Raw genomic sequence first — 13,473 nt, 5'->3', positions numbered from 1 at the left:
GACGTTGTGTAACTGCCGTCCGTGTGCTGGCGGGAATGAGTTGGGTGGCTTGCCTGACGCCGGACCGTGCGGGTTCCGACAATGTCATCCGTGCAGGTCGGTGTTCCCGATGTAGTCGGGAGGGACTCGGAGGAAGGTTCATACACGGAATTCTTTGACATTGGCTGGAACCGCGTTAGACTGAGAAGATGCCGATTACTCTCTGCGAACTTTTCGAGGGAAAGCTGCCCCCAGCCCATCTCGCTCGGGGAGAGGCTTTCCTTCGGGGGTGGACGTCTAGGCATCTGGTGCAAGTAAAAGAGAAACCGAGCCATCCACGCAGCCCTAACATATTCCCGATCGCATCGCAAGAAGGGAACGCCGATGGGTGATGTTTTCTGGGGGCTCCACACGCCTCTTGCTGCCGGGCTGATCCGCGCCCAAGGCATTACCGCGGCCTACGAGACCGGTACACATTTCGGTTTCGGCGCCCTCCAATTGGCCGCGATGATGGAAAACGTCTGGACTGTGGAAGCGGACCAAGGGCTGTTCAATTTCTGCGTGGACACCTATGCGGATCTCACCAAGGTTCATTTCATCGAAGGGGAGTCCAGTAGAGCGTTACGTTCCTACGCGGCGGGCATGGAGCAGCCCACGCTATTCGTACTGGACGCCCACTGGTTCCCCGTGTCTCCCCGGGCGGACTACCGTCCGGACAACCTGTGCCCCGTCATCGATGAACTCCTGGCGATCAAGTCGTGCCCAGCTGCCTTGCTGGAATCCTCCGCAGTCATTGTCGACGACGCGCAGATGTTTCTCGGATCGCTCAAGGTGCCGTTCGTCCGAAGCACACTGCCGAGCATCAAACAAGTGATCGACCTGGTCGACTCGTGTTTCGAACGTACAGTTGTGACGGACGACGTCATCATCGGATGCGCGGACGTGGGTGTCGCCGCGATCGAAGAATACCTCAATTGGCGAGACGTTTTGAAGTTCCCGTGATTCGGGAGGATGCTGGGAAATAAGAAAACTGGCCTGCTTACACGCTGCCTGCTTACCATTTCTACAGAGAAGCCATGTTTCCTGGGCTACGCGAGGAGAAAAGTTCGTTTTAATGCCTCCGGGTGGATTCGCGGCTGATCAGGTGCCAGGCGACGTCGGTGTCCCGGTCGGCCGAGGTGAGGTGGCCGAGGGCGGTGCGGGCGCAGCGGGCACCCTGGTCGCGTAGGGACTGGGCGATCGTGGTGAGCCCGGCAGGGGCGGCGGCGTCGGAGTCGTCCCAGCCGCTGAGGGTGAGGTCGCCGGGAACGGTGAGGCCCAGGTGGGCGGCGGCGCGCAGGACGCCGAGGGCCAGTTCGTCGCTCATCGCGGCGATCGCGTCGCAGGCGTTCGGACCGGTGAGCAACTCGGCCGCGAGTGTCTCGGCCTCCCGTGCGCTGTTGGTGGAGCAGACCGCGACACGGACCTGTGACCAGTCGCAGCCGGTCTCCGCCCAGGCGTCGCGGTAGCCGCGCAGACGTTGGCGGGTGACCCGGAAGGTCGAGGTGTCGGGGTCGATGCCCGCAGGCGCGTCGGCCGAGGTGGTTCGGGAGTCGGCGTCGGTGATGCCCGGGGTGCTGTCGGCGGTTCCTGAAGCGGTGCGGGTGTTTTGGGGAGGCGCGCTCCCGGGAGCGTCGTTCGCTCCTGGAAGCACACGACTGCCGGGGACGCCGAAGGCGACGCGGGAGACCCTCGCGCGGTCGAGGGGAAAGCACAGCACTCCCGGGTGACGTGCCCCCGCGAAGACCTCGCGGCCCACGGCCGCCGCTGCGGCGCGGTCGTCGGCGGCGACGAAGGAGAGGCCGTCGCGGCGCGGGCCGCCGTGGACCACGGCGGGTAGGCCGGTGGCGGTGATGGCGTCGATGACGGGGTCGTCGTCGGCGGTCGTCCAGACCACGAAGGCGTCGACGGCGGCCTCGGTGACCCGGTCGACGTCGGAAGGGCTTCCCGTGACGGGTACGAGCGTGAGCGCCATGCCGTGGTCGGCGCAGACCTGGGCGACGCCGGACAGGAAACGGGTGGCCTGCGGGTCGTCGAAGGCGTAGGTGAGGTGCTCGCCGAGGACGACGCCCAGGTTGCCGGTCCTGCCGCTGCGCAGTGAGCGCGCGCCGGGGTGCGGGCCGGGGTAGCCGAGGCGTTCGGCGGCCTCGCGGACCTTGGCCCGCGCCTCGTCGGAGACCCGGCCCGGTTGGCCGTAGGCGTACGAGACGGTCATCACCGACACGCCTGCCGCGCGGGCGACCTCGGCCATGGTCACCCTGCGTCGTGTCGTCCGTCCGCTCATGGTCCGAGGGTATCTGTGTATCGATACACAGATGATTTGTGTATCGTTACACATATGGCAGGCGGAAAGGGAGGAGTTCGGGCGCGTACCGCTTATATGGGGTTCGCCGCGTTCGGTGCTTTCTGGGGGGTGTGGGGTGCCTCGGTGCCCGCGATCCGCGCCCAGGCCGAGCTCGGCGACGGGCAGTTGGGTACGGCGCTGCTGTTCGTGGGGGCGGGAGCGCTGCCCGCGATGCTCGTCACCGGGAGGGCGGTCGACCGCTGGGGGCTCCGGGTGGCCGCGTTCCTGCTGGTCACGCTCGGCGCGGTGGGGACACTGGTGGCCGTGGCGGGCCGCGACTTCTGGAGCCTGTCGGCGGGGCTGGCGCTGCTCGGGGCTTCTTCGGGGGCGGCCGACGTCGCGATCAACGCGGCGGCGGCCTCGGCGGAGCGGGCGTCGGGCAGGCCGGTCATCACCCGCGCGCACGGCACCTTCTCCGCGATGGTGGTGGTCGGCAGCCTCTCCGCAGGGCTGCTGCTCGGCGGCCTGGGAGTGCCGGTCGTCGTACCGTTCCTGCTGGTCGCGGCGGCCTCGGCCGGTGCGGCACTCGCCGTCGCGGCCGACCGGCGAACCGTCTCGATCGCCGAGGATGTCGTCCCGGGCGCGGCGGGGGCCGCCCGGGGGCGGCACGTCGTGCGCCTGTTCCCGTTGCTCGTGGTCGGTGGCCTGGGCGCGCTCGCCTTCGCGGTGGAGAACGCCCACCAGAGCTGGGGCGCGGTCTACCTCGCCGACGTGGCCGACGCCGGTCCCGCGCTCGCCTCGGCCGGTCCAGCGGTCTTCGCCGCCGTCGTCGCCCTCACCCGCTTCGCCGCCGGCGCGCTCGGCTCCCGGTATGTCACGGTCGTGCTGATCTCCGGCGCGGTGACGGCCGCGGCCGGGACCCTGCTGGTGTCCGGCGCGCGGTCCGTCCCCGTGGTCCTGCTCGGGCTTGCCCTGGCCGCGGCCGGTACGGCGGTGCTCTTCCCCACGCTGATGGGTGTCGTCGCGGCCCAGGTCGGCGAGGCCGCCAGGGGGAGGGCGACATCCGTGGTGGCCACCGTGGCCTACCTCGGCTTCCTCGCCGGTCCCGTCTACGTCGGGCGCTGGGCCGAGACGACCGGCCTGTCAGGGGCGATGGTGGCCGTCGCCGCCCTCGCCGTCGCCCTCGCGGCCCTGTCCTGGCCCGCACTGCGAACGGCCGTCCCCACCGGCTCCCCATGGGAGCGCGCTGATCTTCACCATGCGGAGAAGATCAGCGGTCGAACCCCATGACGCCCGTCTGACCCCTGCCGATTCGCCCTCGCGGCCCGCGTACGAGGTTTTCCTGGTACGCGAGCGCTCGATGGAAAAGATCGTTTACTGCCGGTCGTCACTTTCAATCTGCCGAAGGGTTGCCTTTCAATCTGCCGAAGGGTTGCCTTTCAATCTGCCGAACCGGATGCTTTCGATCTGCCGAAGGGGTGGTTTTCAATCTGCCGGGCGCCTGCCTTTCGATCTGCCGAGATTTCGAGGTGGCCGGATGGCGTTCGGAGGTTCTGCCCCACTGCTCTCGTGCACCCCATCCCGTCCGGTCGCCCGTCCGCCGGAGCCCGGTCGCCCGTTTCCGGATCAGGCTCCGGCGTGACGCCGTCACTGGGCGCCGGCGGCCGGGCGTATCACGATCTCGTTGACGTCGACCTCGGCGGGTCGGCTGATCGCGAAGGCGATGGCGTCCGCGATCGCCTCGGCCGGGATGGCCACCGACCGGTAGGTCTTCATCGCCTCGCGGGCCACCGGGTCCGAGATGGAGTCGGCGAGCTCGGATTCGGTGACGCCGGGGGAGACGACGCTCACCCGGATGTCGCCCGCGGACTCCTGGCGCAGCCCCTCGGAGATCGCGCGCACCGCGAACTTGGTGGCGCAGTACACCGCGGCGGTCGGCGACACCTCGTAGGCGCCGACGGAGGCGATGTTCACGAAGTGCCCGCCGCCCTGCTCCCGCATGACCGGCAGGGCGGCGGCGATGCCGTGCAGTACCCCGCGGACGTTCACGTCGATCATCCGGTCCCACTCGTCGACCCTCAGTTCCGCGAGTGGTGACAGCGGCATCACGCCGGCGTTGTTGACCATCACGTCCAGCCGCCCGTACCGCTCCCGCGCGGTGGACACGAAGGCTCGCACGTCGGCGGCGTCGGTGACGTCCAGCCGCCGGAACGAGGCGCTGCCGCCGTCGCTGGTGATCTTCGCTGTCAACTGTTCCAGCCGGTCCGTACGCCGCGCGCCGAGGAGGAGGTGATGGCCGTCGGCGGCCAGGCGGAGCGCGGTCGCCTCGCCGATCCCGCTGCTCGCCCCGGTGACCGTGATGACCTTGGCCGATGCCCTCATGCCCGCTCCTTCTCCCGGTACAGCACGAGGTGCTCGTGATAGAGCACGCCGTCGCGGATGTCACCCGTGGCGGTGAACCCGGTGTCGTCGACGTAGTCCAGGTGGCTGCCGGTCACCGTGTACCGGCCGGTGTACGCGCTGCGCCGACCGCCGCGTGCCTCGTCGTACCGGCCGTCCGCTCGTAGTTCCTGGCGGATGTGGCCGTCCGCGGTCACCCACATGCCGACCACGTCCACCTTCCCGTCATCGGTGGTTCTCGTCATGCTCTTCTCCCGTACGTGGTGATCTGTCCTTCGTCACCGAGTCTGGGCCGGGTGCGGGCCGCCAACCAGGACGCTCGCCGCCTGGGTGCGACACACCCGGGCAGGCCGCCGTCCGGCCGCCTAGCCTGTGGATATGGCCAACAACGAGCTGGGAGACTTTCTGCGCGCACGCCGTTCGGGCCTGCGGCCGGAAGACGTCGGCATGGCGACCTACGGGGTCCGCAGGGTCGCCGGACTGCGGCGCGAGGAGGTCGCCGTTCTGGCCGGTATGAACGCCGACTACTACACCCGCCTGGAACAGGGGCGCGAACGCCGCCCCTCCCCCCAGGTGCTCGACGCGCTCAGCCGTGCCCTGCACCTGGACGCCGACGCCCGCGCGCACCTGTACCGGCTGGCGGGCGCCGTGCCGGACGAGCGGCCGGGCCGGATCCCGGACACGGTCGGTCCCGCACTGCGCCAGCTGATGGACGGCTACCCGAACACTCCCGCGTTCGTCATCAACCGCACCCTGGACATCCTCGCCGCCAACGCGCTGGCCGACGCCCTGTTCTCGCCCTTCGAGCCCGCCGACAACCTGGCACGGATGGCCTTCCTCGACCCCGCCGGGCGGCACTTCTACACCCGCTGGAACTGGACCGCCCAGGCCACCGTGGCCAACCTGAGGCAGGCGGCCGGCTTCGATCCCGAGGATCCCCGGCTTCGCGAGCTCGTACGGACCCTGACCGAGCGGAGCGGCGAGTTCGCGGCCCTGTGGAGCGCGCACGACGTGCGGGGCAAGACCCGGGACGCGAAACATCTCATGCACCCGGACGTCGGTCCTCTGGTGCTTACCTACCAGGCCTTCGACGTGCGCGACGCGCCCGGCCAGCAACTGATCATCTACCACGCAGAACCCGGTGGTCCCAGCGCCCAGGCACTCACCCTGCTCGGCAGCATCGGCGCCTCCCGGCGACAGCCCCTGGGCCGTTCGGCCGACTGACCCGCGACCCCGGCCGGAGAGAGGCCGGCTTCGAAAGACGGCGGTTCGTGGCATAAGGTGAATGATTGTCGCGTTCTACAGGGGCGCACGCACTGACCGCTCGGCGGCCGCGAGAGCGGTATCACCCCGGTCGAAGCCCACCACCCCCGGTGGGCTCCCGAGCCGGGCGGAGCCTCCGTCTGGATGTTGGACGGAGATCTGTTGAAGTCGTACCTCGCCGTGCTCAGTACGCCCGGAGCCTGGCGGTTCCTCCTCCCCGCCTTCGCCGCGCGCCTGCCGAACGCGATGCTCCAGCTCGGCGTGCTGCTGCTCGTGCACTGGTCCACCGGCTCCTACGGCGTGGCCGGGGTGGCCGCCGCGGTGGCCGCGGTGGCGCCCGCGCTGGTCGGCCCGCGGACCGGGCGGCTCGCCGACAGGTACGGTCAGGCGAGGGTGCTGATCCCGCAGGTCGTCGTGCACGCGGTCGCGCTGGGCGCGCTGCTGGTGCTCGCCTCGGCGCACGCTTCGGCGGTCTCGCTGGTGGTCGTCTCTGCGCTGGCCGGGGCGACGATGCCGCAGGTCGGCTCGATGGTCCGCGCCCGCTGGGCGTACGTGCTCGGCAGGTCGGGCAGGCTGGACACCGCCTTCGCCCTCGAATCCATCACCGACGAGCTGACCTTCACCCTCGCCCCGGTGCTGCTCGTCGCGATCTCGACCGGGTTCTCTCCGGTGTGGGCGTTGTCGGGGTCGCTGGTCATGGTCGTGGTGGGGACGCTCGTGTTCGCGGGGGTGCGCGGCGGAGCCCCGGAGCCGATGCCGGTCCGGGTCCGTTCCCGGCGCGGGGTGCTGCGGCTGCGCGGGGTGGCCGTGCTCGCGGGGGCCTTCGTCGCCCTCGGCGCCGTCTTCGGCAGCCTCCAGGTGGGCGTCACCTCCTACACCGCGGCGCTCGGCCAGGCCGGTGCCGCGGGGCCGGTGTACGCGTGCTTCTCCGGCGCGAGTTTCGTGGGCGGCCTCCTCTACGGCGTGGTCCGCTGGCGGATCGGCACCCCGGCCAGGCTGGCCGCCGCCCTCGGGCTGCTCTCCGCGGCCACCGTCGCCCTGACGTTCGCCGGATCGCTGCCGCCGCTGTACGCCGGAGCCGCCGTGGCCGGGTTCGTCATCGCTCCGGCCATCATCACCGGCTACACCCTGGTCGAGGGTCTCGTGCCCGCCGAGGTGAGGACCGAGGCGTTCACCTGGCTCAACGGCTCCGTGGGTATGGGCATCGCGGCGGGGGCGGCCGTCGCGGGCCAGCTCGTGGACCGCTTCGGCGCGACGTTCGCCTTCCTCGTCCCCCCGGTCACGACCGGTCTGGCCGCCCTGCTCGTGCTGGTCTTCCTGCGCAGCCTGCGGCCGACGGCCGACCGCTCCCCGGTCCGCGAGCTGGTCGCGGCGGCCTGAACCGGCCGGAGAGCGGGCTTGAGCCTGAGGAAGCCTGAGGGAGTACGCGCAGTCGCCTCGGCCGCGACATCGATCGCACGACCCGAACGTGTCGACTCGAACCCCGCCTCCGAAGTGGTTGCAATCTGCTACCGGTTTGGCCTAGCGTTCGCCTACCGATTGCAGATCGCAAGCAGATGCGGGAGGCGAAGAATGGGCGACACCGAGCCGCAGACCGCGGGCGGGAAGGTGCTCTGGCACTTCACGATGTCCCTGGACGGATTCGTGGCGGGGCCGAACCACGAGATGGACTGGATGATGACCGGGATCTCGTTCCGTCCTGACCTGGTCGAGGAGTATGTCGAGACCACGGGCGCCGTGCTGGGAGGGCGAGACGGCTGGGACGCCTTCCCGGACGCGGGCAACACCTATGGCGGCGCCTGGAAAGGGGCGACCTTCGTGCTCACCCACCACCCCGAGGACGCCGAGCCCGCCGACGGGGTCACGTTCCTGAGCTGCGACCTGGCCGAGGTGGTCCGGATCGGGCTGGCGGCGGCCGGCGGCAAGAACCTTGAGGTGCTCTCGCCGACCATCGGCCGTCAGCTCCTCGAACTCGGCCTGATCGACGAGATCGACCTGCACATCGCGCCGGTCCTGCTCGGCGAGGGCATCCGGCTGTACGACAACCCCGGCGGTGAGCCGGTACGCCTTCACCGTGTGGGCGACGGCGACCCCACGTCGGTCGTGAACGTGCGGTACCGGCCCACCGGGACGGCGAAGAAGTCCGCGGCCGAGACCGTCCCTGGCGACTGAGCGACGGTGGCCGATGCCGGAGGGATATGCCGACCGGGCGGGGGATCAGGCGTCGGCGGCCTGGCGGGCGCGGCGGGCCTCGCGGCGCTCGACGAAGCGGGAGGCGGTGGTCTCCAGCCGGGCGAGGAAGTCGTAGAGCTCCTCGCGGGCCTTCTCACCCTCGGCGCCGAGGCCCTTCATGTTGGCCACGTCCCACTGGCGCAGGACCGGCTGCAGGACGTCGTCGATGTGCAGGCGCAGGTCGTAGATGCCGGCGTTGGCGATGGTCATGGCCTTGCGGGTGAAGCCCTCGATGCCGGTCCCCGGCATCTGGAAGGTGGTGACGACGTCGGTCACCGCGCGCATGGTCTGGTCGGGGGTGAGCTGGAAGGCCGCGTTGAGCAGGTTGCGGTAGAAGAGCATGTGCAGGTTCTCGTCGGCGGCGATCCTGGCGAGCAGCCGCTCGCAGTTCGGGTCCTCGGAGGCCTTGCCGGTGTTGCGGTGCGAGATGCGGGTGGCCAGCTCCTGGAAGGAGACGTACGCCACCGAGGCGAGCACGCCCTCGTAGGAGTTGGTGAAGCCCTCGCTCATGTGCACCATCCGGGCGCGCTCCAGCGCGACCGGGTCGACCGCGCGGGTGACCGTGAGGTAGTCGCGGATCGCGGTGCCGTGGCGGCCCTCCTCGGCGGTCCAGCGGTGCACCCAGGTGCCCCACGCCGCGTCGCGGCCCAGGGTGGTGGCGATCTCATGGTGGTAGCTGGGGAGGTTGTCCTCGGTCAGCAGGTTGACGATGAGGGAGATGCGGGCTTCCTCGGGGATCTTGGTGTCGGTCTCGACCCAGGCGTCCCCGCCGTAGAGGCCGTCGTAGTTGCGCCCCTCCGACCAGGGAACGTACTCGTGCGGGAACCACTCCTTGGCCACCTTGTGGTGCCGGTCCAGCTCCCCCGCGACGACAGGCTCAAGTTCGAGCAGCAACTCGGTCTCACTGAACTCTCGCATCAGGTTTCTCCCTCGAAGACTACGGAACCGTAACCTACGTTAGCGTAGGTAAGGCCGCAATCGGTACGTGCCACATGTCTCGTTTACTCGACCATGAGCGATTCAAGGGAGCCGCTTCGACGTCAGCCGAGACCGATCGGCTGGCGAGGATGACGGGTGTCGTCAGGGCTGTCGCCAGGGCCGGGCTGGGCGGGAATCGCCAGGTCACGCGCCCGTACGGCCGGCCGGTGAGCGGACGCGTCGTCGCGGTGACCCGCCCAGAGGGCGGCCATCAGGATCAGCGTCATCTGGGAGAGCACCAGCAGGCGTTGCGCCAGGCCGTAGTGGTCGGCGCCCTCGATCAGCTCCGAGACGAGCGAGCCCGGGTGGGCGGCGAGGAACCAGACGAGCAGCCCCGTCGAGAAGACGGAGACCGCCGCCAGGGGGCCGTTCCCCGACCGGCGGCCGAGCATCCAGCCCGCGCAGGGCAGCGCGGTGAGGACCACGGCCGCCGACCAGCGGTGGATCTCCCCGGCGACCGAGACGACGCCGGGCGCCGCGTCGGTGGGGAACGCGGCGGTGAGCAGGAGTCCCAGCGCCGAGGCGACGAACAGCGCCCGCGCCGCCGCGCCACGCACCGGCTCCACCCGGACGAGCAGGTACGCGACCCACAGACAGCCCATGGCCAGGGCGATCGTGCCGACCACCATCGCCCAGGCGCTGCCGTCACGCAGCGCGTAGTCACTGATCAGGCCACCCATCGGGTTCACCGTGTCCGCCGCGACCAGGTGCGCGTAGCCCATCGCCGCCAGAGCGACCAGCGGCCCGGCCACCCCCGGCCAGGCGGACGGCGGGCGCTCGTTCACCGCCGCACCCCCCGGCCGGTCGTCTCGGAGTCCGTCACGCGGCCTTCCTGAAATCCGGACGTGGAGTTCGTCGCGGCGTCTCCCCGCGGACCGTCTCCGAGCGCGATCGCCCCGGACCTCATCGCGCCACCTCCTGGTAGATCCTCTCGAACCGGGCGAGGGATGCCTGGTGGTCGTGGGTCAGCGCGATGGAACGGCTCGCGGCGCCCATCGTGGCCCGCTCCCGGGACGAGACGAGCAGGGCGGTCAGGTGCCTGGCCAGCTCCTGGACGTCGCCGGGCTGGAACAGGTGGCCGTTCTCGCCGGGCCGTACCAGGTGCGGCAGGGCCATCGCGTCCGCGGCGACGACCGGCAGGCCACTGGCCATCGCCTCCAGGGTGGCGATGCTCTGCAGTTCCGCGACGCCCGGCATGGCGAAGACGTCGCCAGCGGCGTACACCTGGGGCAGCGTCTCGTCGGGTACGAACCCGAGGAAGGACACCCGGTCCCCGACCCCGATCCGGTCGGCGAGCCTGGCGAGCGCGGCCCGCTGCCCTCCGGTGCCCGCCAGCGCGATCTGCGCGTCGACGTTGTTGAGCACGTGCGGCAGGGCGCGGATGAGCTCGTCCAGCCGCTTCTCCTCGTCCAGCCGGCCGACGAACACGATCGTGTCCCGGTCGGGCAGGCCGAAGGCCCCGCGGGACCACGCCTTCGGCTCGGGGCGCGGCTGGAACCTCGCCAGGTCGATGCCGCAGGAGATGGGCTCCACCGGCGGGCCGAAACCCTTGGCCGTGAGCAGCCCGGCCGCGATCCGGGTGGGCGTGGTGACGCGGTCGGCCCTGGAGTAGACGCGGTTGAAGTCCCTCCAGGCCAGCGCTCCCGCCCCGTCGCGGAGGCGGCCGGGGATGTGCGCGAACTGGAAGAGGTTGTCCGGCATGAAGTGGTTGGTCGCCACGACGGGGACGCCCGCGCGCCGGGAGGCGGAGATGGCCGCGCGGCCGACGACGAAGTGCGCCTGCACGTGGACGACGTCGGGGGCGATCCTGTCGATCAGCCGGTCCAGCCGGGTCGGCACCGTGACCCGCATGGTCGGGTGGACCAGCACCGGCGCCGAGCGCAGCCGGTGCACGGTCACCCCGTCCAGGTGATCGGTCCTGGCCGGTCCCTCGTCCGAGGCGCACACCACGTGGACCTCGTTCCCCCGCTCGGCCAGTCCCTGGGCGAGCCGGTGGGCGAAGTAGGCGGCACCGTTCACGTCCGGCGGGTAGGTGTCGGCCCCGATCAGCACCCGGCGGGGCCGGGTGGGCAGGAGGGCGGGACCCGCTACCGAGGGCTGCAGGGTGGTGGCTGACATGGCCATCAAGGCTCCGTTCGTCGTGCTGTCACGTCATGTGGGGGGACATCGGGGTGGTACGGGCCAGCGCGACGGTTCCGCCCGCGACGAGGGCGGCGGCCACCAGTGCGGTGAGCGCGCTCGCCGCACCCGTCGGCAGGGGTTCGCCGAGCAGGAGGGCACCGAAGGCGACGGCGGTGAGGGGGTCGGCCACCTGCAGGGCGGCGAACGCCACGCCGAAGTGGCCGACGGCGTAGGCGCGCTGGAGCAGTACCAGCGCGATCAGGGCGGGCATCGGGACGGCGAGCAGGAACCAGAACTCCCAGTCGCCGTCGACCAGGACGCGGGTGAGCGTGGCGGTCGCGCCGTACAGCACGCCCGCCCCCACGGCGAGCAGGCAGGCCCGCGCGGCGGGGGAGACCCGCCTGGCGAGGGCCCACAGCATCAGGGCGGCGGCGGCCGCCCCCGCGAGCAGGGCCACCGCCTCCCCGGTGCTGAGGTGGGGTTTGCCCGCGTGCTCGGGCACGACCATCACCAGGCCGATCAGCCCGACGGCGATCACCGCGGCCGAGGCCAGCTCGCCGGGCCGTGGCCTGCGGTGTCGCAGGGCCGCGGCGCAGGGCAGGGCGAACAGGAGGCTGGCCACGCCCAGCGGCTGCACCAGCGTGAGCGGGCCGTATTTCAGCGCGACGATGTGCAGGGCCGTGCCGCCCGCGATGGCCAGGCCGCCGAGCAGCCATCGGGGGCGCCGGACGAGACGGCCGAGGCCGGCGTGGGGCGTGCCCGCCGCCTCGAACTGCTGCAGCGCGGCACCGAGTGCGAAGAACAGGGATCCCAGCAACGCCAGGCCGACCGCCAGCACAGTCATGCGCACTCCTCCCAAGCAGATGAAGCCATGGCGAGATGACCGGATCACCTCGTGGAGGCGTCCGTTCAGGGGCTTGTGGTGAACAGTCGAAGCGTCCCGCGCGGGCGGGCAGCGGAGCCATAGGGGTTCTCCCTGACTTCGCAGGGGATTCCCCGAGATTCGCGTCGGGGCCTTCGCCTCGCGGGCCGCTCCTGAGCGGGCTCGACCAGGCGGGGAACGCCTCCCTCACCCCGAACCCGAACCCGAACCCGAACCCGAACCCGAACCTGAGGCCGAGGACCCGAGACCGAGGTCGACGTCGCCGACGGCGTCCTCGTGTCCGGACGCCTCCGCGTCAGGCGGTCGCGCCACCGCGTCGCTCACCTGAGGTGACCGGCGCGCTCTCCACGCGCGGCGCGGTACGGCGGTGGCGGAGGTGGCGGACGGTCTCGACCACGACGGTGATCGTCAGGGCGATGCCGAGACCGAGGAGCAGACCCTTGATCGGGTCGTTCTCGAAGGCCGCGCCGCCCACGTAGCCGATCAGTCCCGAGTAGATCGCCCAGCTCACCGCGGCGAGGGCGTCGAAGAGGGCGAACGAGCGCCGGGGATAGGCGACCGCGCCCATGGTCAGCGTGCAGGCGGTCCGGCCGCCGGGGATGTAGCGGGCCACCACGAGGACGAGCCCGCCCCGCTCGGCCAGCGCACTCTCCGCCCAGGCGAACGCCCGGCGGCTGCGCCTGCCGTTGCGCAGCCGGTCGTTGGTGGTACGCCCGATGGCGTACGAGACGTGGTCGCCCACGAACGCGCCCAGCGCGGCCACCACGATCACCAGGAGCAGGTCGGGAGCCCCGGTGGCGGCGGCGAACACCCCGGCGGTGATGACGGACGTCTCCGCCGGGACCACGGGAAAGAACCCGTCGAGCATCGCCAGCGCGAACAGCGCCAGGTAGATCCAGGGAGATGTCATCACATCGTGCAGGGCGTCGAGGATGGCCTGTGTCACGTCGGGCTCCAGCCGGGGGTCGCGGATGTCTCACCCAGCAGGCTGACGGCCCGGTACTTTCCGGACATCGGGGAGCACCCCGGTGTTCCTCATGACACGTCCCTGAAGAGCACCAGGGTCCTGTCTCCCCACCCCTGAGAAACCGTCCGGGAAAGCCCTCGGGAAGACGACCTTGGAAACCGGACAGAGCCGGTCACATCGCACAGGGTCGGTCGCGTCCCCACCGGCTCACGGCGCCCCTCGGGAAGAGGGCTCAGACATCCCTGGACGTTTGTTGTCAAGCAGCGAGGTCGTTTGATCGATGTGACCAGGCGGTTGCTTGGTCGTAGGGGCTGTGGGTTTTGAGGC

General features: G+C 70.7%; 13 protein-coding genes. 5 read left to right on the top strand and 8 right to left on the bottom strand.

The window, feature by feature from the left end; translation table 11 throughout:
• The first annotated feature begins 363 nt into the window (after positions 1-363).
• Positions 364-981, top strand: a complete 618-nt coding sequence (locus ACFY3D_RS38335; RefSeq protein ID WP_389989264.1) for a hypothetical protein — start codon at positions 364-366, stop codon at positions 979-981.
• A 109-nt stretch (positions 982-1,090) separates the two neighbouring features.
• On the opposite strand, the gene ACFY3D_RS38330 is transcribed toward ACFY3D_RS38335, so the two are convergent.
• On the bottom strand, positions 1,091-2,302 hold the full coding sequence (locus ACFY3D_RS38330) for a LacI family DNA-binding transcriptional regulator (protein WP_389989262.1): 1,212 nt from the start codon (positions 2,300-2,302) through the stop codon (positions 1,091-1,093).
• A 54-nt stretch (positions 2,303-2,356) separates the two neighbouring features.
• Here ACFY3D_RS38330 and ACFY3D_RS38325 point away from each other — a divergent pair, with 54 nt between their 5' ends.
• A complete protein-coding gene (locus ACFY3D_RS38325; protein ID WP_389989260.1) occupies positions 2,357-3,592 on the top strand; it encodes an MFS transporter in 1,236 nt (411 codons plus the stop codon).
• A gap of 357 nt (positions 3,593-3,949) precedes the next feature.
• Here the strand turns inward: ACFY3D_RS38325 and ACFY3D_RS38320 are convergent, their stop codons facing one another.
• Positions 3,950-4,684, bottom strand: a complete 735-nt coding sequence (locus ACFY3D_RS38320; RefSeq protein WP_389989258.1) for an SDR family oxidoreductase — start codon at positions 4,682-4,684, stop codon at positions 3,950-3,952.
• Entirely contained in the window at positions 4,681-4,947 is a 267-nt protein-coding gene (locus ACFY3D_RS38315) for an Atu4866 domain-containing protein (RefSeq protein WP_389989256.1), read from the bottom strand. The genes ACFY3D_RS38320 and ACFY3D_RS38315 overlap by 4 nt, the downstream gene beginning before the upstream one ends.
• Before the next feature lie 133 nt (positions 4,948-5,080).
• Between ACFY3D_RS38315 and ACFY3D_RS38310 the strand changes: the two genes are divergently transcribed.
• From ACFY3D_RS38310 to ACFY3D_RS38300, 3 genes are all read left to right on the top strand, one after another.
• On the top strand, positions 5,081-5,926 hold the full coding sequence (locus ACFY3D_RS38310) for a helix-turn-helix transcriptional regulator (protein WP_389989254.1): 846 nt from the start codon (positions 5,081-5,083) through the stop codon (positions 5,924-5,926).
• A 201-nt stretch (positions 5,927-6,127) separates the two neighbouring features.
• Positions 6,128-7,345, top strand: coding sequence for an MFS transporter (locus ACFY3D_RS38305; protein WP_389989252.1), 1,218 nt, complete (start codon positions 6,128-6,130; stop codon positions 7,343-7,345).
• 192 nt (positions 7,346-7,537) lie between these two features.
• Entirely contained in the window at positions 7,538-8,137 is a 600-nt protein-coding gene (locus ACFY3D_RS38300; RefSeq protein WP_389989251.1) for a dihydrofolate reductase family protein, read from the top strand.
• 45 nt (positions 8,138-8,182) lie between these two features.
• Here the strand turns inward: ACFY3D_RS38300 and ACFY3D_RS38295 are convergent, their stop codons facing one another.
• The 5 genes from ACFY3D_RS38295 to ACFY3D_RS38275 all read right to left on the bottom strand — a co-directional run bounded on the left by ACFY3D_RS38295 (position 8,183) and on the right by ACFY3D_RS38275 (position 13,125).
• Positions 8,183-9,115: an acyl-ACP desaturase gene (locus tag ACFY3D_RS38295; protein ID WP_389989249.1), complete on the bottom strand. Its 933-nt coding sequence runs from the start codon at positions 9,113-9,115 to the stop codon at positions 8,183-8,185.
• Positions 9,116-9,237: 122 nt separating this feature from the next.
• On the bottom strand, positions 9,238-9,960 hold the full coding sequence (locus ACFY3D_RS38290; protein WP_389989247.1) for a DUF998 domain-containing protein: 723 nt from the start codon (positions 9,958-9,960) through the stop codon (positions 9,238-9,240).
• 118 nt (positions 9,961-10,078) lie between these two features.
• Complete coding sequence (locus tag ACFY3D_RS38285) at positions 10,079-11,299, bottom strand: glycosyltransferase (protein WP_389989245.1); 1,221 nt, start codon at positions 11,297-11,299, stop codon at positions 10,079-10,081.
• 22 nt (positions 11,300-11,321) lie between these two features.
• Complete coding sequence (locus tag ACFY3D_RS38280) at positions 11,322-12,140, bottom strand: DMT family transporter (protein WP_389989243.1); 819 nt, start codon at positions 12,138-12,140, stop codon at positions 11,322-11,324.
• Positions 12,141-12,474: 334 nt separating this feature from the next.
• Positions 12,475-13,125, bottom strand: coding sequence for a DedA family protein (locus ACFY3D_RS38275; RefSeq protein WP_389989241.1), 651 nt, complete (start codon positions 13,123-13,125; stop codon positions 12,475-12,477).
• Positions 13,126-13,473: the final 348 nt, after the last annotated feature.

This window comes from Streptosporangium sp. NPDC000509 (genome assembly GCF_042898365.1).
Lineage (GTDB): Bacteria > Actinomycetota > Actinomycetes > Streptosporangiales > Streptosporangiaceae > Streptosporangium.
This window is presented reverse-complemented; position numbering and strand designations above follow the sequence as displayed.